This is a genomic window from Kibdelosporangium aridum, assembly GCF_900176515.1.
In the GTDB taxonomy this organism is placed as follows: Bacteria; Actinomycetota; Actinomycetes; order Mycobacteriales; family Pseudonocardiaceae; genus Kibdelosporangium; species Kibdelosporangium aridum.
Genome location: NZ_FWXV01000001.1, coordinates 1708699 through 1731950, shown reverse-complemented (window position 1 = coordinate 1731950; position 23252 = coordinate 1708699). Strand labels below are relative to the sequence as shown.

Below are 23252 nucleotides of genomic sequence, written 5' to 3'. Positions count from 1 at the left end.
AATGCAGAATGAGGCCATGAGCAAAGTCAAGCTGCACACGTCGCACGGCCCGATCGTTCTCGAGCTCGACGCGGCAAAAGCCCCCGAGACCGTGGCGAACTTCCTGCAGTACGTGAACAGCGGGCACTACGACGGCACGATCTTCCACCGCGTCATCAAGACCTTCATGATCCAGGGTGGCGGCTTCGAGCCGGGCCTGCGCCAGAAGCCGACCGGCACCCCGATCAAGAACGAGGCCCAGAACGGCCTGAAGAACGACCACTACACCGTGGCGATGGCGCGGACCTCCGACCCGCACTCGGCGACCGCGCAGTTCTTCATCAACACCGCGACCAACGACTTCCTCAACCACACCGCACCGGCCGGCCAGGGCTGGGGCTATGCGGTGTTCGGCAAGGTCGTCGAGGGCACGGACACTGTCGACGCGATCGCCGGCGTGCCGACCGGCAACGCAGGCGGCCATCAGGACGTGCCGAAGAACGACGTCATCATCGAGAAGGCCGAAGTCCTCGACTGAGGCAGCTTGAGGCCGTGCGGGCCACGCGCCCGCACGGCCTCACATCCGTGCCGCGAGCCTGGCCGTGCCCGGGCCGGACAACTCGTCGAGCGCGACGCGACGCCCGGCGACCGCCATCAGCACGGCCTCGCCAGGCCCGCGCACCTCAGGGCCGGATCCACGTGTCCAGTCCACGTCCGTCGCCACAAGCCGCAGGCCGCGTGCTCGCACGAAAGCACGGATCGGCGGCGCTTTCATGGCCAGTCCTAGGGCGATACGCAGGCGCTCCCGGGGAATCTCACGCGGCATGCCCAACGGGCGGCGAATGTCCTGCTGGTGGATCATGCAGTCGAGCAGCGCGACCATCCCGCCGAAAGCGGTGACCAGGCCGCGCGGCCGCAGGTGGGCACGCAGAACCTCGAGCAGCTCCCGCGGCCCGCGAGTGTCTTCCCGAACCCCGACGGCGTTGGTCCCGTTCAGGCCGAACTTGCCGCGGGCGACCCGTTTGAGCGTGCCTGACCAGGTCAGTTCGTCGTAGCTGAGGTGGTGGGCGACGACGTCCCGGACTGTCCAGTCTGAGCACAGGCTCTGCGTCTGCCATTGCTCTTCGGTCAGTGTGTCCAGGAGGTCGGCGAGATCGGCGCGTTCCTGGGTCGCGTGCGTCATCAGGTCCACAGCAGACAATCTAGATAGGGCAGCACCGTCGCGCTGCCCTATCCCGACATTCGTCTACAGGAGTTTGTCCTGCGTGATGGGCAGGTCACGGATCCGCCTGCCGGTGGCGTGGTACACGGCGTTGCCGATGGCCGCGGGTACACCAGTGATCGGCGTCTCCCCGAAACCCTTCGCACCCAATGCCGTGCTGGCCGGGTCCGGTCGGTCGACGAACATCGCGTCGATCTCCGGCACGTCGGCGTTCACCGGGATGAGGTACGTCGACAGAGTGGGATTCACCACCCGCGCGGTCCGCGGGTCGTACACGGTGTGCTCCATCAACGCATAGCCCATACCCCACGTCACGCCACCGATGACCTGGCTGCGCGCCGTCTTGAGGTTCATCACGCGGCCCGGGTCGTGAGCGGTGACAACCCGCGTGACGCGCACACGCCCAACCCGGGGGTCCACCCGGACCTCGACGAACACACACCCCGTCGTGTAACCACGCTCGTTGGGCACGGTCGCCGTGTTGGACACCGGCTGGCCGTGACGGCCCATGACTGCGCGATACGTGTCGTTGCGGTAGCGCCGAGACTTCACGTACATCACGCCGTGGTCGACCGCGATGTCCGCGGGTGCCACGCCATGCAGCGGTGAGCGCGGGTCGGCCACGGCCAGTTTGATCACCGCGTCACGCACCGATGTCGCCGCCTGAGACACCGCGCCCGTGATGCTGTTGATCGTCGCCGAGGCCGCCGAGATGCCCGCTGGCGGGAAGTTCGTGTCACCGAGGTCGAAGGTCACCTCACCCAGGTCGACACCCAGACCGGACGCCACGACCTGGGTCATCACGGTGTACGTGCCCGTGCCGATCTCCTGCGTCCCGCATTGGGCGAGCACTTTGCCGTCCGGGCTCATCGTGACCACCGCGGAGGCTGGCAGGGCGTTGAAGGTGTGGGCTTCAGTCGCCATCCCCCAGCCGATCAGCTCCACGCCGTCGCGCATCGAGCCTGGCCTGGGATTACGCCGTGACCAGCCGAACTTCTTGGCGGCCATCGCGTAGCACTCGCGCAGGTACTTGCTCGACCACCGCACCCGGGTCTCCGGATTGACCTCCGAGTAGTTGCGCAGCCGCAGCTCCACCGGGTCGATGCCGAGCTTGACGCTCAGCTCGTCCATCGCGGTCTCCAGCCCGAAATGCGATGTCGTCTCCGGGGAACGCTGGAAGCTCGCGCCGGCGATGTCCAGTCGTACCGCCTGCTGGCGGACGTGCATGTTCGGCACCGCGTACAGCAGCATGGACGATTCGCTCAGGTTGAACAGGATGTCGGTGTTCGACGACGCCTGCTGGGTGCTGATGTTGACCAACGAGGTCAGCGTGCCGTCCTTCTTCGCGCCGAGTGTCAGGCGCTGGTGGAACTGGGCGCGGTGACCGTGCGAGGTGTACATCTGCGCCCGGCTCAGCGTGAACTTCACCGGTTTGCCGAGTTCACGCGCGATCGCCGCGGTCAGCAGCGTGTGCGGCCAGACCGTCCCCTTCGCACCGAACCCGCCGCCCAGGTACTTCGACACGATACGGACGTTCTCCGGCGGAATCTTCAGTCCGTTCGCGACAGTCAGCCGGGAGAAGCTGATGCCCTGCGCGGTCTCGAACAGGGTCAGCTTGTCGCCCGACCACTGCGCGACCGTGCTGGACGGCTCGATCGGGTTGTGGTGGTGGGTCGGGCTGGTGTACTCCTGCTCGATCCGCACGTCCGCCTGGGCCAGACCGGCCTGGACGTCACCGCGGATGAACTCGTTCTCGCCGTTACGGCTCGGCGGTGGCAGGTACGCGGCGGCCATGTGCTCCGAAAGCAGCGCCTTCGGCCGTTCTTCCTCGTACCTGGCCTGCACCAGGTTCGCGCCCTCGATCGCTTCCTCGAGCGAGCGGGCCACGACGTAGGCGATCGGCTGTCCATTGTGGTGGATCCGGTCGTCCTGCAGCGGGTAGAAGCCTTTGACGTACGGGAACGGGTTCTGCGGCACCAGCCTCGGCGCGTTCAAGTGGGTGAACACCGCGACCACCCCAGGCGCGGCCAACGCCCGGGCGGTGTCGATGGACACGATCCTGCCCCGTCCGATCGTGCTCATCGCCATATGGCCATACAGGACACTAGGCACCTGGAAGTCCGCGGTGTACCTGGCCGCACCGGTCACTTTGGCGCGGCCGTCCACGCGATCGATGGGCTGGCCGACCAGCTGGCTCATCGCAGATCCTCCAGAATCACCGGAATCGCCCGTTTCAACAACTCGATCTTGAAAGCGTTGCCGTGCCGGGCGACCGCGCCACGCAACACCACATCCGCTGCCGCGGCCATCGTCTCCGGCGTCAAAGCCTTGCCCCGCAGCATGTTCTCAGCATCCTGAACACGCCACGGCTTGGTCGCCACACCACCGAACGCCAGCCGCACGTCCTGCACCACCCGGCCCCGCATCCGCAGTGCCGCACCGACCGCGACCACCGCGAACTCGAATGTCGTCCGGTCACGCAGTTTCAGGTAACCCTGCTTCATGTTCAGCAACGGGACCTCGACCGCGACGATCAGCTCGCCGTGGGTCAGCGCGGTCTCCCGATGCGGAGTCGTACCCGGCAGAAGATAGAAGTCCTTGAACGGAATTCGACGACTGTTGGTCACCACCGTCGCGTCCAGAGCGAGCAACGCGACCGCCAGATCAGACGGGTTGACCGCGATACAATGATCACTGCCGCCGAGCACCGCGTGCCCCCGGTTTTCCCCCTCCAACGCCGGGCACCCACTGCCGGGAGTGCGCTTGTTACACGCCGACCCGGCATCCCGGAAGTAACCACATCGGGTGCGCTGCAACAAGTTCCCACCCAACGCGGCCATATTGCGCACCTGCGGCGACGCCGACGCGAGCAGCGCCTGCGACAGCATCGCGAAGTTGCCGCGCACCAACGGATGCGCCGCCACATCCGTCATCCTGGCCAACGCGCCGATCGACAGCACACCATTGCGCATCTGGATCTCGGTCAGCGGCAACGCGTTGATGTCGATCAACCGGTCCTGGCTCTGCGCTCCGTCTTTCATCAGGTTCAGCAGATCGGTGCCACCCGCGATGAACGTCGCACCCGGCGTGCCCGCCACGGACCGCACAGCCTGATCAACATCACGGACCTGCGTGTAACTGAAAGCCTTCACCACGACGCTCCCCTACGCGCCGCAGCCTTCACAGCCGCCACGATGTTCGGGTAACAGGCGCAACGACAGAGGTTGCCGCTCATCCACTCCCGGATCTCGTCGTCCGACCCGGTGTGGCCTTCCTTGATGCACGCCACGGCCGACATGATCTGACCGGGCGTGCACCCTCCACATTGGAAGGCGTCGTGCCGGATGAACTCCTCCTGCACCGGGTGCAACCGGTCGCCCTTGGCCAGCCCCTCGACGGTGGTGATCGACGCACCCTGCCGCATGACAGCGAGTGTCAGACACGACTTGATCCGCTTGCCGTCGACCAGGACCGTGCACGCACCACACTCGCCTCGGTCACAACCTTTCTTCGTGCCCGTCAACGCCATCCGCTCACGTAATGCGTCCAGCAAGGTCGTTCTGGGTTCGACGGTCACGCGCTTGGTCGTGCCGTTGACTTTCAAGGTGATGTCGATCGACCCGGTCGCCTCTGCCGCCACCGCCTCTGGCGCACCCGCCGCCGAGTCCACTGTGACCGCGGCGGCCGCGACGCCGCCTGCTTTGAGCACAGTGCGGCGCTTCAGGTTGTCCACCATCAACCCTCCTGGTTGTCTGATTTCGTGACAACGTAAGCCAGCGCGAAGTCAAGGTCCTGTCCCTGAATTGCTGTACTATTCCCCAAAATTGCTGCCGCAGTCGGTTGCTTGACACTCGGCGGTGTGATTGCCTGCGAATTGTGAAACCCTGGCAGGCTTTGCAGGTCCGTACCGACACGGACGTCGAAGGCGTTGGCTCGTTGCGAAAACCCGCCGCTGACGTGCTCAGCATCGTCGTGATGGTGGACGGGGCGTGCTGGCTGGAGACACGCGAAGGTGCGACATGGCGGTCGGCGACCTACAGCACCGGGGATATCGGAATCACGGTGCCCGGCAAAGAGATCACCATCCGCTGGCGAAAATTCGCCGCCGCCCCGCTGCGCACCGTCCACATAGATCTGCCGAAAGCGCTGTTCGACCCGGACGTCGACCTCACCCCGCTCGACGTCCTGAGCCGCCCGGACCCCGTGATCGCGGCGATGGCGACAGCGATGGCCAAAGCAAAAGCCGCAGGCGCCGAAGAGTTGTACGCCCAATGCGCCGCCCAGTACCTCGCAGCACACCTGCTCGCCCCAGACCGGGCGCGCGAGCCGGAACGGCACGCCCTGAACGACGGCCAGATGCGCAAGGTTGTGGAGTACATGCGCAGCAACCTGCCCGGCCACATCACGTTGGACGATCTGGCGAAAGAGGCGGCGCTCAGCAGGTTCCACTTCCTGCGGCTGTTCACGGCCCGAACCGGCAGGCCGCCGCTGAAGTTCCTCACCGAGTTGCGTATCACGGAAGCCCGTCGCCGACTGCAGAACAGCGATGAGCCGATCGCGGCGATCGGCAGAAAATCCGGCTTCCCCAGCGCAAGCCACTTCTCGGCCACCTTCAGCCGTTACGTCGGCTGCTCGCCAACGGAGTACCGACTGCGCAGCCGCTGAAATCCATAGCAATTCGACAGATGCGGCCGGGCTGATGGACTTGCGGCTCGTCGCTCCCCTCGCCAGTAACATCGCTTGAAGCGATTGATTTGATCGGAAACTATCGCTTTTCGCGATGAGCTGATCGACCTAGCGTGGCTCTCATGACCGATCACCTTTCCAACGGCGAGAAGCTCGTCGGGATCAACGATGCCGAGCTGTGCGTCGAGACCTTCGGAAACCCCGCGAACCCGGCGATCCTGCTCATCGACGGGGCGACCGCATCGATGCTGTGGTGGGAAGCCGAGCTGTGTGAACAGATCGCGCGCGGCGGCCGTTTCGTCATCCGCTACGACAACCGGGACACCGGCAGATCCACCAGTTACCCGCCAGGGCGGCCGGGCTACACGTACACCGACCTGGCCGGGGACGCGCTCGGCATCCTTGACGCCCTGAACGTCGAGAGCGCACACATCGTCTGCCGGTCCATGTCCGGCGGAATCGGGCTCATCATCGGGGTGGACCACCCTGACCGGGTGGAGTCACTGACGTTCGTCTCCACCTCCACGGGCGAAGACGGTCTCCCGCCGTCGTCGGACGAGCTCACCAGCGACATGCCCGCCGAACCAGACCTCTCCGATCCCCGTGCGGCAGTGGACTTCGTTGTCGCATCGGCGAAGGCGTGCTCGGGCGGCTCGCCCTACTTCGACGAGACCGCCACGCGCGCTCTGGTCGAGCGGGACGTGGCCCGCACGCGCGATGTCGCGGCCACCCTCGTCAACCACTACATGATGAGCTTCGAAGGGTCGTCCCGCGATTTCGGGTCCATCAAGGCGCCGACCCTGGTGGTGCACGGCGACCATGACCCGGTTTGCCCGCTGCCACACGGACATGCGCTGCGGGACGCGATTCCCGGCGCGACACTGCTGACCCTGGAAGGCGCCGGGCACGACCTGCCGAAGCCGCTGTGGGACGTGTTCGTCCCGGCTCTGCTCCAGCACACCGCGGGCGGGCGGCCATGACCGGCTTGCGTTCGGCTGTCTGGCTGCCGATCTTCAACGATCTCGCCGAACCGGCAGTGGTGGCACGCCTGGCCGCTGAGGCGGAGCAGGCCGGCTGGCACGGCGTGTTCGTCTGGGACCACCTGCGCTGGCGGGAGCCGGTGCGGCAGGTGGCCGACCCGTGGATCACGCTGGCCGCGATCGCCACCGCCACCGAACGCCTCCGGTTCGGCCCCATGGTCACGCCCCTTGCCCGCCGCCGGCCTGCCAAGGTCGCCAAGGAAACCGCGACGCTGGACCGGCTCAGCGGCGGCCGTCTCACGCTCGGCGTCGGTCTCGGCAGCGACCGCTTCGCCGGCGAACTGCACGCGACCGGCGAGGAACTCGATGATCGGCGGCGGGGCCAGATGCTCGACGAGTCGCTGGCGATCCTGACCGCCGCATGGTCCGGTACGCCGGTGCACCACCACGGCACGCACTACATCGTCGACGGCATCTCCTTTCTTCCCAGACCGGTTCAGCGCCCCGGCGTGCCGGTGTGGGCCGCGGGATTTCCCGGGAACGTCAAGCCGCTGCGCCGCGCCGCCCGGCACGACGGTTTCTTCCCGGTCAATCTCCAGCACCCGGACCAGCTCGCTGACATCGTCAGCACCATCACGGATCTCCGCCAACAAAAGACGACTCCGTACGACATCGCCGTCGCACTCCCGCCCGGCACCGATCCAGCGCCCTACGCCAAGGCTGGCGCCACCTGGTGGCTCGCCGAGTTCGCGCCGGAGACGGTGTCGCTGGACCAAGTGCGGGGCGTACTGCGCGACGGCCCGGCCGAAATCGGCATCGACAGCAACCTGTGACGTGATGTCCGCAGTGGACCAGCCCCCGTGCTGCCTGCGCGGTTGGTGAAACAGGCGAGTCGGCAACTGGAAACCCGTCCTGCGGGGGTGACGGGCGCGGTACCGTGCAAAGGGGAGGTGCGCTGAGTGAACCACGAATTCGGCGCCGAATTGCGGCGACGGCGGGTGCATGCCGAGATCTCCCTGAACGAGATGGCCAGGCGGCTGAACTTCAGCAAGGGCTATCTCAGCAAGATCGAGAACGGCAGGCAGCCGCCGACCGAGCAACTGGCGCGCCTTGCTGACGCCGAGCTCAGGGCGAATGGGGAGCTCGCGGCGTTGGTCCAGCGGGCCGGGCCGGATCCGCCGAACGGCGATTCCCCCGTCGACTTCGCGCACCCGAATCGCCGGGAAGTTCTCGCCTTCGGCAGCTCCTTGTTCCTTCCCTTGGGCATCAACGAGGCTGACGCCGAGACGGCTGCCGAGGATCCGCAGACGCGGCTGTACTACCGCGACCAGTTCGCCCAGCTTCGCAAGCGGGGCCAGCAGAGCGCGCCCGGGTTGGTGCTGCGCACGATCGCCGTCGAGTACTGCACGCTCGTCGAACTCGCTGAGGCCGCGCCGTATCCGTCGAGCCGGGCGTCGTTCGAGATCCTGGCCGCGCGATACGCCGAATACGCCGGTTGGATGGCGCAGGAGGCTGGCGACAACCAGTCGTCGATGGCGTGGACCCGGCAGTCCGCCAAGCTCGCCGAGTCCGCGGGCGATCAGGCGTTGGCGGCGTACGCACTGGTCAGGGAAGCCGAGCTGGCGATGTACGCGCGGGACGCCGCCCGCACGATCTCCCTTGCGCAGCAGGCACAACAGCATCCTGGGGCGGACCCGCGGGTGCTCGCGCTGGCCGCGCACCGGGAAGCGCAAGGCCACGCGATGCTCAACAACAGCCGTGACTGCCGTGCCGCGCTGGATCGAGCCGAAACGTTGCTGGCCAACGGAGTTCCGGACGGCCCTGGCGGATCGCCGCTCGGTTCGACCACTGTCGCCGATTTGAATCTGGCCGTTTCCGGGTGGTGCACCTTCGATCTGGGCCGGCCGAAGCAAGCCGCGGAACTGCTGGAACGAGCGCTCGCCAGGACAGCACCGACCGCGAGACGGGCCCGGGCGATGTTCGGCGCGCGGCTTGCGTTGGCGTACGAGGCAACGAGTGACCTCGACCGGATGTGTGAGGTCGCGTCGCAGGTCATCGCCATCGCCCAGCCGATCGGCTCGGCCACCGCGCGCACCGAACTGCGCAGGCTGACCCGTGCCATGGCACGCAGGCACAACTACCGTCCAGCAAAACAATTACACGTAGAAATCACGGCCGCACTTTTCGGGTTTCCTGTTTCCTGACGGTTTCAGCCACAGGAAACACCTTCCGGGCCAGGCGTGAGCCGACCATTGTGTATATCACCAGCTGGTGGCAGATCCACGAAGGTCGACGTCTTCCTTCACGCAGGGCTTCCTGAAGGAGGAAAAACCATGGAGCCGCACTGATTCCTTGAGCTGTCGGTGACGTCCGGGGTGACGCTTCCCCGGACGTCACCGCCATTGAATTCCGTAGGCACATCCGTTGATGAGATCCCGGAACTGGGCGCTGACCTCGTAGGCCAGGTTCGGTTCCAGCTCCGTTCCCGGCCTGGGCTCGTCGTTGACCGCACTGTGCGGCACGCCTTCGTGCCGCCAAATCCGCTGCGGCACCCGGTCCGGGTGGAATCGGACGAGCAGAGTGAAATACCGGCATTGCCGGTACGGCACGTACACATATCGGTTGACCATTTCCTGACCGGGCGGAATTCGCGCGATCAGGCCGTATGTGTGTCGTTCGCCGCGGTGCAGCGTTCTCGGCAGGGTGATCTCGGTACTGAAATTGGTGCTCGATCCCTGCCCGGTTCCGGCGAGCAGGCCGCCGAACATCATCTCGCGTGTGAGCTCGACCCGCGTGCTGTGGTTCGAGGGGTGCCTCGGCACGTCGATCGACGTGACGATCCTGTCGAGCGACGCGGCCGTCGCCACGATCGTGCGTCGCTCGATCGCCTCCGGGTTCGCCATGTCGAGACGCAGCACCGCGTCGAAAACGTCGACGTACCAACCGATCCCGCCGTGCCCGACACCCGGCATCGGCACCTGCCCGCGATCGGCTTGAGCTGCCATCTGCAGGAAGGCGTCGTCCATCCGCCTTCGTGCAGTCCGTTCGTCGCAATAGAACTCCGCGGCCAGCACCGACAGCCGCTGCTGCAACGTGTCGCCATCGGTCGACGGTGGCAGGTTCAGGCCACATCGCGCGGCCCGGCGCAATTGCTCCGGCAGATCGGCCATCAGCTCGTCGAGGTAGCCGATCACCTTCTCGCGCAACACGCTTCCCGAGTCCGCCGTCGCGCCGAAAAGCTCGGTGAAGTCCGGCCGGACCCGCGATTCCAGGTCCCGTGCCAGCACACCTCGCCCTTTACGCAGCCGGACGAGGTTCTCCTTCACGATCTCACCGACAGTGTGACTGTGCACAGGCTGAAATCTTTCGTCAGATGGCCGGTTTGTAGAAAAAGGAGCGGCGGCGGCAGATCCTGTCGGCTTCGAAAACATACCAGTCGGCGAACAACTCGAACAGGGGTTCACCCGAACGGGAGATGCCTTCGAAACTGCCCCAGCAGAATCCCTGAGTCTGGTCGGTCAACAGGCTTTCCAGCTTGTGCCGCCCGTCGGCGATGACCCTGGTGTGCCGGTAGAAGTCGAGCAGCTGCGCCACTCCGTGAATGGTCGGATAGCCGGGCCGGTCGTAGCGCACGTCGTCGGTCACCAGCGTGCCCAGCTGGTCCCAGTCACGCAGGTCAATGACCTTCAGCAGCCGCTGAACCAGATGGTCCCTCATCATCGGAATTCACCTTGCGCTCTGTCAGATCCGCCGCCCTGATGTCCTGTGAACCCCGGTTGAGCTCGGTGAACCACTGCATGAACCGTGGCACGAGCAAGGCGTCCGGGTCGGTGATGATGAAAACGCCCATGATCCGTTCGAACTCGGTCGACGGCGCGTTCGGATCGTGCATGTTGACCTGCCAGATGATCCGCCCGCCGGAGGAGTTGCGGTCCTTGACGACCACGAACGACGCGGGGAGTTTGGCGGGCACCTTCACGATCTTGACGTCCTTGCTCGGATTGTTCTCGGCGAACTCCGCCATGGCCCGGTAGTGGTCGAGGTACGCGGGCGCGAGCGACTTCGCCAAGTCGTACTTCTCGTCCTTCTTGTCCTTCAAATGACCATTCTGGACCTGGATCAGCCGGTGATACAGCACCGTTTCGAACTTGCGCTCGAATTGTTTGAGGTAATCGCGTTGCTCGCGCAGGTCCTTCTCGGACTCGAGGCTGCCCGCGGCCTTGCGGAACACCTCGACGTACGAGTTCACCGCGTAGATCTGTGCCTGCGAGCCTGCTTGGCTGATCACCTCCCGGCTGCGCTGGTACAGCGTGTCCGGGGCGTCGGCCGGGTAGTACCTGATCGAGAACGCGGCCTTCTCGATCAGATGGTCCACCTTCGTCGATGTCCGTGTGACCACCGCGATCAACAGGATCACGGCCACGATCAACGCGACTATCACCCAAACGACGGAACCTGCGACGCCGTCGATCACCCCGTCCCACGCCAGCTTCGCGCCGACGCCGACGAGCGTCGCAACGACGGTACCTGCGGCAAAAGCCGTGAGATTCCCGCGCGAGTTGACCACCTCTGCTGCCCCCTCTCCCTCGTCCTGCGGTGCCTGCCCATGGACTAGTCGCCGTTACTCCCCCGCGCGCTACAGTCGGGCAGATGAGCCAGAAAAGCTTCGCCTCATCGGCCGACCTGGCCGACAAGGAGCAGACGCTGGAAATCCTCGGCGACGGGATCTACGCACTGACCGCCGAAGGAGATCCGAACGTGGGCGCCATCGAAGGCGAGGACTTCCTGGTCTGCTTCGAAGCGATGGCAACCCCGGTCGCCGCACGGGAATGGCTCGCCAAACTCCGCGAACACACCGGCAAACCGGTCCGTTACCTCGTTCTGTCGCACTACCACGCGGTCCGCACACTCGGCGCGTCCGCGTTCGACGCCGACATCATCGTGGCGCACGAGAACACCAAAGCGCTCATCGCCGAACGCGGCAAACAGGACTGGGCCAGCGAGTTCGCCCGGATGCCGCGGCTGGCCAAGTCACCGGAATCGGTGCCAGGACTGACCTGGCCGACGCTGACCTTCACCGACCGCGTCACCATCGACCTCGGCGGCGAACGCGGCGATCTCGTCCTGCAGTACTGCGGACGCGGGCACACCGAAGGCGACATCATCGCCTGGCTGCCCCGGCACGGCATCCTCTACGCGGGCGATCTCGTGGAGGCACAGGCCGCCCTGTACACCGGGGACGCGTACCACCACGACTGGTCAACCTCCACTTTGGACAAGGTGCGGTCGTTCGACGCCACGACGTTGATCGGCGGCCGTGGCGCGGTCACCCACGGCCGCGACGCGGTCAACGCCGCGATCGACCAGACCAGGCACTTCCTGACCGTGCTGCTGGCCGAGGTCTCGTCGGTCTTCGAAGCGGGCGGGACGTTGAAGCAGGCCTTCGAACGCACCCATGCCGCGTTGTCCCCGCGGTACGGCAAGTGGCCGATCTTCGAGCACTGCCTGCCGTTCGACGTCTCCCGGGCGTGGGACGAACTGGCCGGCATCGAGCGGCCGGTGATCTGGACAGCCGAGCGCGACCGGGAAGTCTGGGACAAACTGGCATGAGCGTCGTCGTCGTCGGGAACGGACCTGTCGGCCAGACGACGGCTTTGCTGCTCGCCCGCTGGGGCGTGGAGACGGTCCTGGTGGACGGCCGGGCCAAGCGGGATCCGATCGGCTCGAAGTCGATCTGCCAGCAGCGGGACGTGCTGGACATCTGGCATTCGGTCGGCGCGGGTGCGCAGATCACCGCCGAGGGCCTGACGTGGACGACCGCGCGGACGTTCTACCAGGACACCGAGTTGTTCGCGATCACCCTGCCGTCCGGCGGGGATCTGCCGCCGTTCGTGAACCTGTCACAGTCACGCACCGAGGAGATCCTGGACTCCTGGATCGCCCGGCAGCCGCTGATCGACGTCCGCTGGAACCACCGCGTGACCGGTCTGGACCAAGATTCATCCGGTGTGACGGTGACATGCGCCGACGGCCAGGTGATCCGGGCTTCGTATGTGGTGCTGTGCGCGGGATCGCACGCCGACGACTTGCGGGCCGCCCTTGACGTCACGTTCGACGGGCAGTCCTTCGACGACCAGTTCCTGATCTGCGACATCCGCGCCGACCTGCCTGGCTGGGCGCACGAGCGACGGTTCTACTTCGACCCGCCGTGGAACCCGGGACGCCAGGTGCTGATCCATCCTTGTCCTGGCTCGACGTTCCGGATCGACTGGCAGGTGCCTGCCGACTATTCGGTAGAGGTGGACGATCTGCACGGACGGATCCGTGCGATCATCGGCGACACGGACTACTCGGTCGTCTGGAAGTCGGTCTACCGTTTCCATTCCCGTGTCGCGTCGCGGATGCGTGTCGGTCGTGTCCTGCTCGCCGGGGACTGCGCGCACTTGATGGCGCCTTTCGGCGCGCGTGGCCTGAACTCCGGCGTGGCCGACGCCGAGAACGCGGCCTGGAAGATCGCCCGTGTCCTGCAAGGGAAATCCTCCCCGGAGCTGCTGGAGACCTACCACGTCGAACGGCACGCGGCAGCGTTGGAGAACATCAGGATCACCACCGAGACCATGGATTTCCTCGTCCCACAGACCGATGTCCAACGCCAGCACCGCCGGATGATCCTGGAGAAGGCACGGCACGACCCGTCGGTGTACTCCCAGGTCAACTCCGGACGGCTGTCGTCACCGTTCCCGTACCGTTGCTCTCCTCTGACCCACGGATCGCACCCGGCCGCCGGATTGCTTGTCCCAGAACAACTCCGCTCTGGTTGCCGGAACGGCTTGCAGGTAGTCGAGCACGAGGACGCGTTCTGGGTGATCCGCCCGGATGCCTATGTCGCCGCGGTGGTGACATCGTTGGCCGAGGCGGACTCCGTGCTTTCCCAGTTCTGACGCCGCCACGGCAACAACAGCGAAGTCAGGAGCATCAACGCGCCGGCGATCCCGATCGCGATCCTGACGCTCGTGACGCTGGCGAGCAGTCCCCACAGCGCGGTCAGGACGGCGATGGCCGCGCGGCTACTGATCGTCCACGCGGTGAGGACTCTGGCGAGAGCGTCGTGCGGGGCACGCTCGAGGCGGTATGTCGCGAACACCGGGGTGAAGATCCCGATGCACGTGATCATGGTGATCTCAACGGCGATGACGACCAACAGGCCCGTCACACCGGGTCCGACGAACGCGAGGCCGGTCAGCCACAGCGTCCGGGCGACGCCGAAGCCGAGCAGGATTGTCCGCTGCCCGAACCTCCTTGCCAGTGGCCGGGACATCCGGGCGCCGACAATCCCGCCGAGACAGGAAATGCCGAGCGCCAGCCCGTACTCCAGCGCGGTGAAGCCCAGTTCACGCAGCATGAGGAACGCCAGCAGCGGCCCGGTCGCCATGATCAGCGCGGACGCCAGCACGTTGCTCGCGAAGAACCGCCGCAGTCCCGGGTCTCGGGCGATCGCCCGCCAGCCTTCACCAAGGCCCACGTTGGCGTGCTTCCGTTGGGGCGGTGCGGGCTCCGGTGCCTTGATCATCCGGATCCCCAGTGCGGACAGCAAATAGCTCACCGCGTTCGACACCGTCGTCACAACCGGCCCCAGCAAGCCGATCATGCCACCGCCGAGCGGCGGGCCTACGGCCGCGGACACCCACAGGACGCTCTCGAACTTGCCGTTGGCGGTCGTCAACTGATCCGGTGCGACGAGACCTTTGAGGTGCGCGCCGCTCGCGCCGACGAAGACGATGTCCGCCGCAGCGACGACGACCGTGACGACAAGCAATTGGTAGTAGGTCAAGACATCCAGGGCGTAAGCGGTTGGAACGGTCATGAGAACGAGGAATCGCACCAGGTCCGCGTGGATCATCAACGACCGCTTACGCCGGAACTCCACCCACGGCCCAAGCGGTACGGCGAGCAACGCACCCATCGCCCCGCCGACCGCCGCGATCAGCGACACCTGCGCCTCGCTGACGTGCAAGGCGAGGATGGCGATCATGGGAAAGGCATCCAAGGCCACGTATGTGCCCAACGTGCTGACCGCGTAAGCCCGCCACAGCCACCCGAAGTCCCTCCCCATGGCGGATGATCAAACCACACGCCTCGACACGACGGCCGCAACCAAGACAGTCGCCGCGCCGACGAACGGCAAAGCCGTCGGACTCGCGACGTTCAGGACAATCCCGCCCGCGAAGCCACCGGCCGCCACCCCGATCTGGACGGCCGAGGAGTTCAGCGTCAGGACCATCGCGCCGTTGTCGGGAAAGACGGTGAGCAGCCGGTTGGCCTGAGCGGGCGTGAACATCCAACCGAAGACTCCCCAGACAGCCAGGCCCACCATCCCGATGAACGGTATGGACACCATTGCGCAGACAGTCACGGCGAGGCTGACAGCCAACATCCGCGACCAGCCGAACCGGTCGACGCCGAACCCGCCGAGCAACGTCCCCGCAGTCGTCCCAATGCCGAAGACGAGCATGGCCAACGCGATGTCGTTGACGAGCAAGGAGATATAGGCGTACACCACGAACTCGCCAGCCACGACGGCGACCGTGAGCAGGACAATCGCCAGCATTCGCCGATCGCCGAGAAACCTGAACCGGTCCCGAATGGACATCCCGCTCACCGGTGCATCGGCACGCTGGAACGCCGCCACGACAACGGCCATCGCGGCAACAGCGACGAGCACCCAGCGCCATCCGAGGTGGCTTGCCACGTACACGCCAAGCGGTGCACCAGCCAGCGTCGCGGCCGTGAAGCCACTCGACATCACGGCCAATGCCCGGCCCTTGCGGTTCTTCCCCAATGTCACGGCTTGGGCGCCCGCGTTGGGAATGAACAGCGCCGCTCCTGCCGCTGATACCAAGCGCCCCAGGGCAAGGACGATGACTGACTGGGCGGATGCGGAGATGAGGTTGCCTGCGGCGAAGACTATTAGGCCGATCGTGCAGGCTCTTCGCGACCGGACAACGAGGGCAAGAAGGGGCGAGGCGACAACGTAGATCACCGGGTACATCGCGAGCACCTGGCCGACCGTGCTCGCGGAGACGGACAACGAGGTGCTCAGCGCGGGGAGTACGCCGGTCAGGGCCGTTCCTTCGACGGCGACGGTGAATGCGCCTAGCACCAACGGTATGAGCCTTCGCCAGGCCAAACCTTCGGCCTCGCCGGACTTCTGCGATGTCACACGGTCCCCTCGCCCGACATCCCACCGCCTCCCCGGTGACCAGCACTCCCCGCCAACCCGGGACTTCCCGTCCCTCCCGGCCCGCCCTTCCTGGTCATCCACACTCCCCCCAGAACCCTGCCGTTCCCTGGCTTTCGTTGCCGCCAAGCAACTGGTACTCCCGCCCCTCCCCCGGCTTTCACTTACCTCTCGGGGAATCGACAGTCCGGCACTACCCCGCACTCCTCAGCCCACGCTCCCAGGCAATCCCGCTCCCTTCAGAACCCCACCCTCCCACCGCCTCCCCCGGTGACCGGCATTCCCCGCCATCCCGAGACCTCCCGCCCTCCCGGCCTTCCTGGACACGCTTCCATTTCGTCACGAGGAAACTAACCTCGTCCGTAGTCCTAAAAGCAGTCTGCCGGGATTTGTCTTGTCCTGAACCAATCTCGGTGTCACATGATGGGTGTCTCGTGAAAATGACAGAAGCCTGTCCGGTCCGTTACGCCGTTTGGCCCTTAACTTTTGTTTACACAATGCATAAGTTGCACGGGATCGACACGAAAGAACACTGGACCCGTCGGACTGAGGCAAGACAACAACATCGGCAGCCGTCCATGCAAGCGCGGCATGGATGGTTTTACCGATAGCTGGGGATGCGCGAGCCGCCACGCAGAGGTCGCGGCGTGCCGCCATGCCCTCGTAGCGCTGTCTAAGGACGCTTCGAGGACCGTTCGGCCGATGTAGCCGTTGACCCGAATGGAGAAGGATGGACAAGCACGCCCAGACCGGCTGGTTGCACAGGCTCGTCACCCGCCGCTCTGTGCTCGCGACCAGCACTGTCGGACTGGCTGTTCCGGCTGCGATGACACTGGGCGCCGGTGGTTCCGGCATGCACACCGCCCAGGCGCAGACCGGCGTGGTCAAGAAGATCACGATGTACGCCGAGAACCTGCCCAACAACGAGGTCGGGTACGGCCTCGAGCCGGGCAAAGCCACGATTCCCGGTCCGCTGCTGCAGATCTACGAGGGTGACACGCTCGAGATCACTCTGGTCAACCGGACCGACAAACGACTCTCGATCCACCCGCACGGCGTGGACTACTCCACCGAGTCGGATGGCAGCCCGCTCAACAACTCCTTCAACGGCCCTGGTGAGACCCGCGTGTACACGTGGCGGTCGCGTGAGATGACGTTCGCGGGCCAGGGCCGCATGTTCATCCCCGGCAGCGCGGGCTACTGGCACTACCACGACCACGCCTACGGCGGCGACCACGGCACCATCGGACTGACGAAGGGCCTGTACGGCGGCCTGATCGTGCGCAGGCGCGGCGACATCCTGCCGGACAAGACTTTCGTCGCGGTCTTGGACGACTCCAGGATCAACAACAAGAAGGCGCCGGACACCCCGATGTTCGAGGCCAACCTCGGCCAGCGGGTCGAGTTCCTCGCGATCGGCCACGGCAGCCTGTACCACACCTTCCACCTGCACGCGCACCGCTGGGCGGACAACCGCACGGGCTACCTCGAGAGCCCGAGCGACCCCAGCGCGATCATCGACATCAAGGACCTCAACCCGGGCACGTCGTTCGGGTTCCAGGTCATCGCCGGCCAGGGCGTCGGGCCAGGCGCGTGGATGTACCACTGCCACGTGCAGAGCCACTCCGACACGGGCATGTCCGGGATCTTCCTTGTCCGCAACGCCGACGGCAGCATGCCGCCGGGTGCGCAGGAGGCGATCGACCGGTTCCACGGCCACACGCACGCCGCCACAGCAGGCGACGTGCCACCACCACCGGCGCCCGAAGGGCACAGCCACAACTGATTCTGGCAACAACTGACCTCCTGGCCTGCCTACGACAAAGGAGTTAGGGATGGGGCGACGGTTCACAGCCGGTCGATTTCGCAGGAGAACGGGGAGACACGCCTTATTGGTGCTGACGGCCGCGGCGGCCATGGTCGGCGGCACCCTGACCACGGCCGCCGCCGCACCGCAGCAACAAGCACCTGCTGCCGCAGTGGAAAGCGCGATCAAGGTCCTTGTCTTCCACGGCCCGTTGGCCGACCAGCAGGACCCGGTGGCCAAGGCCGCCGAGACAGTCAAGGAACTCGGCGCCGCCAACGGGATCGCGGTCGACGCGACCTCGGACCCCGCCGCGTTCACCGCTCAGAACCTCGCCAACTACCGCGGTGTGGTCTTCCTGTCCGCCGAGAAGGCGACGCTGACGCGTGACCAGGAAGCCGTGCTGCAGGCCTACATCAAGGCCGGCAACGGCTTCCTCGGCATCGGCGACGCCGCCAAGGCACAGGCCGGTTCGACGTGGTTCACCGGCCTGATCGGCACCCGCCCGGTCGGCTCCTTCTCCACCCCGGAGTCCATCGGCACGGTCACCGCGAGCGCGGAGAACCCGCCGAACGAGACCAAGGAAAAGGCCGCCGACAACAACCCCGGCACCAAGTGGCTGGCGTTCGCCACCACCGGATGGCTGGCTTACCAGCTGCCCGCGGCCAAGGCGGTCAACCGGTACACGCTCACGTCCGCCAACGACTTCGCCGGGCGTGACCCGAAGGACTGGACCCTCGAGGGTTCCAACGACGGCAGCACGTGGACGCAGGTCGACAAGCAGACCGGCCAGACCTTCGGCGAGCGCCTCCAGACCCGGCTGTTCACCATCGCGTCGCCGGTGTCGTACTCGCGCTACCGGCTCAACATCACGGCCAACGCGGGTGACCCGATCATCCAGCTGGCCGACTTGAGCCTGTTCGCGGGCGACCCGACTCCCCCGCCGACGCCCGGCATCAACCAGGCCGTGGTGAACATCCTCGACCGCCAGCACCCGGCGACCAAGGGCCTGCCGCAGAACATCACGCGCTCGGACCGTTGGTACAACTGGGATCCCAACCCGGTCGGCACCGTGCACACGGTCGCGCAGGTCGAGGAATGGCGCTACAACCCGGGTCCCGGCGCCAACGGGCCGTTCCACCCGGTCTCGTGGTGCCGTGACTACGAAGGTGGCCGGTCCTTCTACACCGGCATGGGCCACACCGAGGGCAGCTACGGCGAGCCCGCGTTCCGCACCCACCTGACCGGCGCCCTGAAGTGGACGACCGGCATGGTGCGTGGTGACTGCCAGGCCACCATCGCGGCGAACTACAAGGTCGAGCGGCTGACCCAGCCCAACCAGACGGGCCAGCTCGACCAGATCGGCGAGTCGCACGGCCTGACCACCGCCCCCGACGGCACGATCTTCTACGTCGGCAAGGCGGCGTGCCCGACCGGCCCGATCGTGTCCTGGGACGACCCGAAGGTCGGCCTTGGCTGTGGCACGATCCACCAGTTCAAACCGGACACCAAGCAGGTCAAGCACTTGGCCACGCTGCCGGTGATGGGCAACCGTGGTTCCGGCGGTGAGCTGATCAAGAACGAAGAGGGTCTGCTCGGCATCGTCGCCGACCCGAAGTTCACCGAGAACGGCTGGATCTACGTCTACTGGATGCCGCAGGACACCGTCGACCGGGTCAAGCGGACCGGTAAGCGGACCATCTCGCGGCTGACCTACGACCGCGCTGCCCAGACGATCGACCTGAGCACGCGCAAGGACCTGCTGCAGTGGGAAGTCCAGCAGCACAGCTGTTGCCACGCGGGTGGCGGTATGGCGTTCGACGCCAAGGGCAACCTGTACGTCGGTTCCGGTGACAGCAACTCGTCCGAGGGTTCGTTGGGTTACTCCGGCAACAACTGGACGGCGGACTGGATGGGTCTGTCCTTCCAGGACGCTCGCCGTACGTCCGGTAACACCAACGACCTGAACGGCAAGATCATCCGCATCCACCCGGAGGCGGACGGCACGTACACCATCCCGCAGGGCAACCTGTTCCCGCCGGGCACTGAGAAGACCCGGCCGGAGATCTACGTGATGGGCGTGCGGAACATCTCGCGCCTGCAGGTCGACCCGGTCACGCAGTGGCTGACCGCCGCGTGGGTCGGTCCGGACGCGGGCAAGCCGAACCCCGAGCTCGGTCCGGCCAAGTACGAGACCGCCACGATCATCACCGAGGCGGGCAACCACGGCTGGCCGTACTGCATGGGCAACAAGCAGCCGTACCGCGACCGCAGCAACACCGACGCGTCGGTGCTGACCGGTTGGTACGACTGCAACGCGCCGAAGAACAACTCGCCGCGCAACACGGGTCTGGTCGACCTGCCGCCGGTGAAGAACAACATGATCTGGTACTCGCCGGACGGCGGCGGCCCGGTCTTCCCGGCACGGCCGGACGGCAGTGGCGTCCCCACGTACAACGAGGCGGATGTCACCTACACCCAGCCGTACCTCAAGGGTGGCAACCAGGCGGTCATGACCGGCCCGATCTACCAGCGTGAGCTGGTGGACACCAACAGCGGTGTGGCGTGGCCGGAGTACTGGGACGGCAAGTGGTTCATCGGTGACGAGGGCAACGACCAGAACCGCGTCGCGGTGACAGTCGACCCGGCTGGTGTGGCGAACGCGGCTCCTCCGGTGTTCGTGGAGTCGCTGCGCTCGATCATCCCGGGCGGCACCGGGAACCTGCAGCTGCAGAACTGGATGGACGCGAAGTTCGGCAAGGACGGCGCGCTCTACCTGCTTGACTACGGCGGCGGTTTCTTCAGCCTGACCCGCAACCAGAAGCTGCTGCGGATCACCTACCAGGGTGGTGCGCCGACGCCACGGCCTGCCGCGACTTCCGTCGCTGTGCAGAACAAGCCGCTGACCGTCGGGTTCACCGGGTCGAAGTCCGGTGGCGTGTCCTACCGCTGGGACTTCGGTGACGGCACCCAGTCGACCGAGGCCAACCCGCGTCACACCTACGCCCGTGTTGGTACGTACAACGCGAAGCTGACGGTGACCTACGCGGACGGTGAGACCCAGGTCGTGCCGGTGGCTGTGAACGTCGGGTGCGCGGTGCCTGACAGTCGCGGCACGGTGTTCATGGGCGACTTGGACTCCGGCGTGCCGAACAAGCAGGTCGGCAACGGCTGCACGATCAACGATCTGGTCGACGACGAGAGCCCGTGGTCCGACCACGGTGCGTTCGTCCGGCACGTCGAGGCCCTGGCCGCGCAGTTGCAGAAGGACGGCGTGATCAACGGCCGGGAGAGCTCGGCGCTGACCCGGGCCGCTGCGGGGTCGAACGTCGGCACCGCCGCGAACACCGGGTACGAGCCGATCTTCGACGGCACCGAGGCCTCCCTGCAGGGCTGGGAGCAGGCGCCTGGCGGATCGTTCTCGATCCAGCCGGACGGCTCGCTGCGGTCCTCCGGCGGGCTGGGCATGCTGTGGTACGCCCAGAAGCAGTTCGGCAACTTCTCGGCGAAGCTGCAGTTCCGCGACTCCTCACCGGGTGACACCCGCGCCAACAGCGGGCTGTTCACCAGGTTCCCGGATCCGCGGATCCCGCTGGAGCAGCGTCCGCCGGGCAGCTGTGGCACGGTCGGCAGCGCGCGTACCTCGCAGGCCTGGGTCGCGATCTACTGTGGACACGAGATCCAGATCTACGACGGCGAGACCGGTGAGCCGCAGAAGACCGGGTCGATCTACAACTTCGACCCGATCGGCCTGCCGGGTGCCGGTGCCACGCCGAAGGGCGTCTGGAACGACTACGAGGTCCGGGTTGTCGGACAGCACTACACGATCATCCGCAACGGCAAGGTGATCAACGAGTTCGACAACACGCCGGGCAAGCAGTCCTCCAGGGCTGGTGACCCGCCGACGGATCTGCGCCAGTTCTTCAGTGGCTTCCTCGGCCTGCAGAACCACGGCAACGCAGATGTGATCGATTTCCGCAACATCCGAGTGCGGTCGCTCTAGCGGCCATGACCGGCCGGTGCGCCCCTTCTCGGCGCACCGGCCGGTCCGGCGCACTCACGGAAGGTTCAGCATGATTCGACGCTTGATCGCTGGGGTGGCCGGCGCGTTGATGGTGACATCGATCGCGGTGGCGATTCCGGCGTCCGCGGTGCCGGCACCGGCTCCGGCGCCCACTCCGCAGCCCGTCCAGGCCCAGGAACAAGTGCTGAAATGGGTCGGCGGCAACGTCACTGACAGGTACCTCGAGCAGCCGAGCACCGCGGTCGCGGGTGTCACGAAGATCATCTTCAGCAACACCGAACAGACCAGCACCATCACCCACACGCTCACCTTCGACACCGAAACCCCTGGCTACAACCACGATGTCGATCTCAACATCACGGCCAACCCAGGCGACCCAGCAGGCGGCTACTACGAAGCGACCGTCACGCTGACCCCCGGCAAGTACCGGTTCTACTGCGACTTCCCCGGTCACACGGCCATGCAGGGTGAGCTGACCGTGACCGAAGGCGGCCCGGACGAGACGCCGCCGACGGTCAACGCGACGGTCACTGGAACCAAGGACACCAACGGCAACTACGTCGGCAAGGCGACCGTGGCCGTGAACGCCTCGGACGCCCAGTCCGGTGTGAAGTCGGTCGAGTACCAGATCGACGACCAGAGCTGGCAGCCGTACACGCAGCCGTTCGACGTGACGGCGATCGGCGATCACTCCGTGCAGTACCGCGCCACGGACAACGCCAACAACGTCTCACCGACCGGTTCGACCCAGTTCCGGGTCGTCGAGCCGCCGCGGGACTCCACTCCCCCGACCGTCAACGCGACAGTCACCGGGGACAAGGACCCGCAAGGCAACTACATCGGCAAAGCCACGGTCGCCATCACCGCCACCGACACCGAGTCGGGCGTGAAGTCCACCGAGTACAAACTCGATACGGGAGCGTGGACGCCTTACACGGCACCGGTCGAGGTGACCGGCAACGGCATGCACATGGTGTCCTACCGGGCCACGGACAATGCGAACAACGTGTCGCCGGAAGGCATGGTGCACATCACCATCGTCGCGCCGCCGGACGCGACTCCCCCGACGGTGAACGCCACAGTCGCCGGGGACAAGGACCCACAGGGCAATTACATCGGCAAAGCAACCGTCACCGTCACCGCAACGGACTCCCAGTCCGGCGTGAAGTCCACTGAGTACAAAGTGGATTCCGGAGCGTGGACGCCTTACACCGCACCAGTCGAGGTGACGGCTGCCGGGGCCCACACGGTCGCCTACCGGGCCACGGACAACGCCAACAACGTCTCGCCCGAAGGCACAGTCAACTTCACGGTTGTCG

19 protein-coding genes are annotated in these 23252 nt (G+C 66.0%); 10 read left to right on the top strand and 9 right to left on the bottom strand.

Translation table 11 applies throughout. From position 1 onward, the window contains the following. The first annotated feature begins 16 nt into the window (after window positions 1-16). Complete coding sequence (locus B9C43_RS07270; RefSeq protein ID WP_143446168.1) at window positions 17-517, top strand: peptidylprolyl isomerase; 501 nt, start codon at window positions 17-19, stop codon at window positions 515-517. Between the two features lie 39 nt (window positions 518-556). Here the strand turns inward: B9C43_RS07270 and B9C43_RS07265 are convergent, their stop codons facing one another. The 4 genes from B9C43_RS07265 to B9C43_RS07250 all read right to left on the bottom strand — a co-directional run bounded on the left by B9C43_RS07265 (window position 557) and on the right by B9C43_RS07250 (window position 4937). Further along, a complete protein-coding gene (locus B9C43_RS07265) occupies window positions 557-1162 on the bottom strand; it encodes a maleylpyruvate isomerase family mycothiol-dependent enzyme (RefSeq protein ID WP_084425635.1) in 606 nt (201 codons plus the stop codon). 63 nt (window positions 1163-1225) lie between these two features. Beyond that, window positions 1226-3400: a xanthine dehydrogenase family protein molybdopterin-binding subunit gene (locus B9C43_RS07260; RefSeq protein WP_084425193.1), complete on the bottom strand. Its 2175-nt coding sequence runs from the start codon at window positions 3398-3400 to the stop codon at window positions 1226-1228. Beyond that, on the bottom strand, window positions 3397-4353 hold the full coding sequence (locus B9C43_RS07255) for an FAD binding domain-containing protein (RefSeq protein ID WP_084425634.1): 957 nt from the start codon (window positions 4351-4353) through the stop codon (window positions 3397-3399). The genes B9C43_RS07260 and B9C43_RS07255 overlap by 4 nt, the downstream gene beginning before the upstream one ends. Then, on the bottom strand, window positions 4350-4937 hold the full coding sequence (locus B9C43_RS07250; protein WP_084425192.1) for a (2Fe-2S)-binding protein: 588 nt from the start codon (window positions 4935-4937) through the stop codon (window positions 4350-4352). Before B9C43_RS07250 ends, B9C43_RS07255 begins: the two co-directional genes overlap by 4 nt. Window positions 4938-5077: 140 nt before the next feature. Between B9C43_RS07250 and B9C43_RS07245 the strand changes: the two genes are divergently transcribed. From B9C43_RS07245 to B9C43_RS07230, 4 genes are all read left to right on the top strand, one after another. After that, complete coding sequence (locus tag B9C43_RS07245; protein WP_084425191.1) at window positions 5078-5866, top strand: helix-turn-helix domain-containing protein; 789 nt, start codon at window positions 5078-5080, stop codon at window positions 5864-5866. Between the two features lie 143 nt (window positions 5867-6009). After that, window positions 6010-6867: an alpha/beta fold hydrolase gene (locus B9C43_RS07240; RefSeq protein ID WP_084425190.1), complete on the top strand. Its 858-nt coding sequence runs from the start codon at window positions 6010-6012 to the stop codon at window positions 6865-6867. Further along, window positions 6864-7700, top strand: a complete 837-nt coding sequence (locus B9C43_RS07235) for an LLM class flavin-dependent oxidoreductase (RefSeq protein WP_084425189.1) — start codon at window positions 6864-6866, stop codon at window positions 7698-7700. Before B9C43_RS07240 ends, B9C43_RS07235 begins: the two co-directional genes overlap by 4 nt. Before the next feature lie 126 nt (window positions 7701-7826). Then, window positions 7827-9071, top strand: a complete 1245-nt coding sequence (locus tag B9C43_RS07230) for a helix-turn-helix domain-containing protein (RefSeq protein WP_084425188.1) — start codon at window positions 7827-7829, stop codon at window positions 9069-9071. A 189-nt stretch (window positions 9072-9260) separates the two neighbouring features. On the opposite strand, the gene B9C43_RS07225 is transcribed toward B9C43_RS07230, so the two are convergent. Genes B9C43_RS07225 through B9C43_RS07215 form a run of 3 tightly spaced genes read right to left on the bottom strand, consistent with a single transcriptional unit; the run spans window position 9261 to window position 11434 of the window. Continuing rightward, on the bottom strand, window positions 9261-10220 hold the full coding sequence (locus B9C43_RS07225) for a hypothetical protein (protein ID WP_033391904.1): 960 nt from the start codon (window positions 10218-10220) through the stop codon (window positions 9261-9263). 16 nt (window positions 10221-10236) lie between these two features. Beyond that, a complete protein-coding gene (locus B9C43_RS07220; RefSeq protein ID WP_033391903.1) occupies window positions 10237-10587 on the bottom strand; it encodes a nuclear transport factor 2 family protein in 351 nt (116 codons plus the stop codon). Beyond that, window positions 10544-11434 (bottom strand): hypothetical protein, encoded by an 891-nt coding sequence (locus B9C43_RS07215; protein ID WP_033391902.1) that lies wholly within the window; start codon window positions 11432-11434, stop codon window positions 10544-10546. Before B9C43_RS07215 ends, B9C43_RS07220 begins: the two co-directional genes overlap by 44 nt. A gap of 83 nt (window positions 11435-11517) precedes the next feature. Between B9C43_RS07215 and B9C43_RS07210 the strand changes: the two genes are divergently transcribed. Both B9C43_RS07210 and B9C43_RS07205 read left to right on the top strand, forming a co-directional pair. Beyond that, the gene (locus B9C43_RS07210; protein WP_033391901.1) at window positions 11518-12477 is read left to right on the top strand and encodes an MBL fold metallo-hydrolase; all 960 of its coding nucleotides are present in this window, start codon (window positions 11518-11520) and stop codon (window positions 12475-12477) included. Beyond that, window positions 12474-13808, top strand: coding sequence for an FAD-dependent monooxygenase (locus B9C43_RS07205; protein WP_084425187.1), 1335 nt, complete (start codon window positions 12474-12476; stop codon window positions 13806-13808). The genes B9C43_RS07210 and B9C43_RS07205 overlap by 4 nt, the downstream gene beginning before the upstream one ends. Here the strand turns inward: B9C43_RS07205 and B9C43_RS07200 are convergent. Next, window positions 13748-14980 carry an MFS transporter gene (locus tag B9C43_RS07200; RefSeq protein WP_084425186.1) on the bottom strand — a complete coding sequence of 411 codons (1233 nt, stop codon included), beginning with the start codon at window positions 14978-14980 and terminating at the stop codon, window positions 13748-13750. The genes B9C43_RS07205 and B9C43_RS07200 overlap by 61 nt on opposite strands. Before the next feature lie 9 nt (window positions 14981-14989). After that, window positions 14990-16087, bottom strand: a complete 1098-nt coding sequence (locus B9C43_RS07195) for an MFS transporter (protein WP_160096393.1) — start codon at window positions 16085-16087, stop codon at window positions 14990-14992. 748 nt (window positions 16088-16835) lie between these two features. Here B9C43_RS07195 and B9C43_RS07190 point away from each other — a divergent pair. The 3 genes from B9C43_RS07190 to B9C43_RS07180 form a co-directional block, all read left to right on the top strand. Next, a complete protein-coding gene (locus tag B9C43_RS07190) occupies window positions 16836-17891 on the top strand; it encodes a multicopper oxidase domain-containing protein (RefSeq protein WP_084425184.1) in 1056 nt (351 codons plus the stop codon). Window positions 17892-17940: 49 nt separating this feature from the next. Next, entirely contained in the window at window positions 17941-21912 is a 3972-nt protein-coding gene (locus B9C43_RS07185; protein ID WP_084425183.1) for a ThuA domain-containing protein, read from the top strand. A gap of 70 nt (window positions 21913-21982) precedes the next feature. Continuing rightward, the coding region (locus B9C43_RS07180) for a cupredoxin domain-containing protein (protein ID WP_235038473.1) at window positions 21983-23252 on the top strand (1270 nt) is incomplete at its 3' end.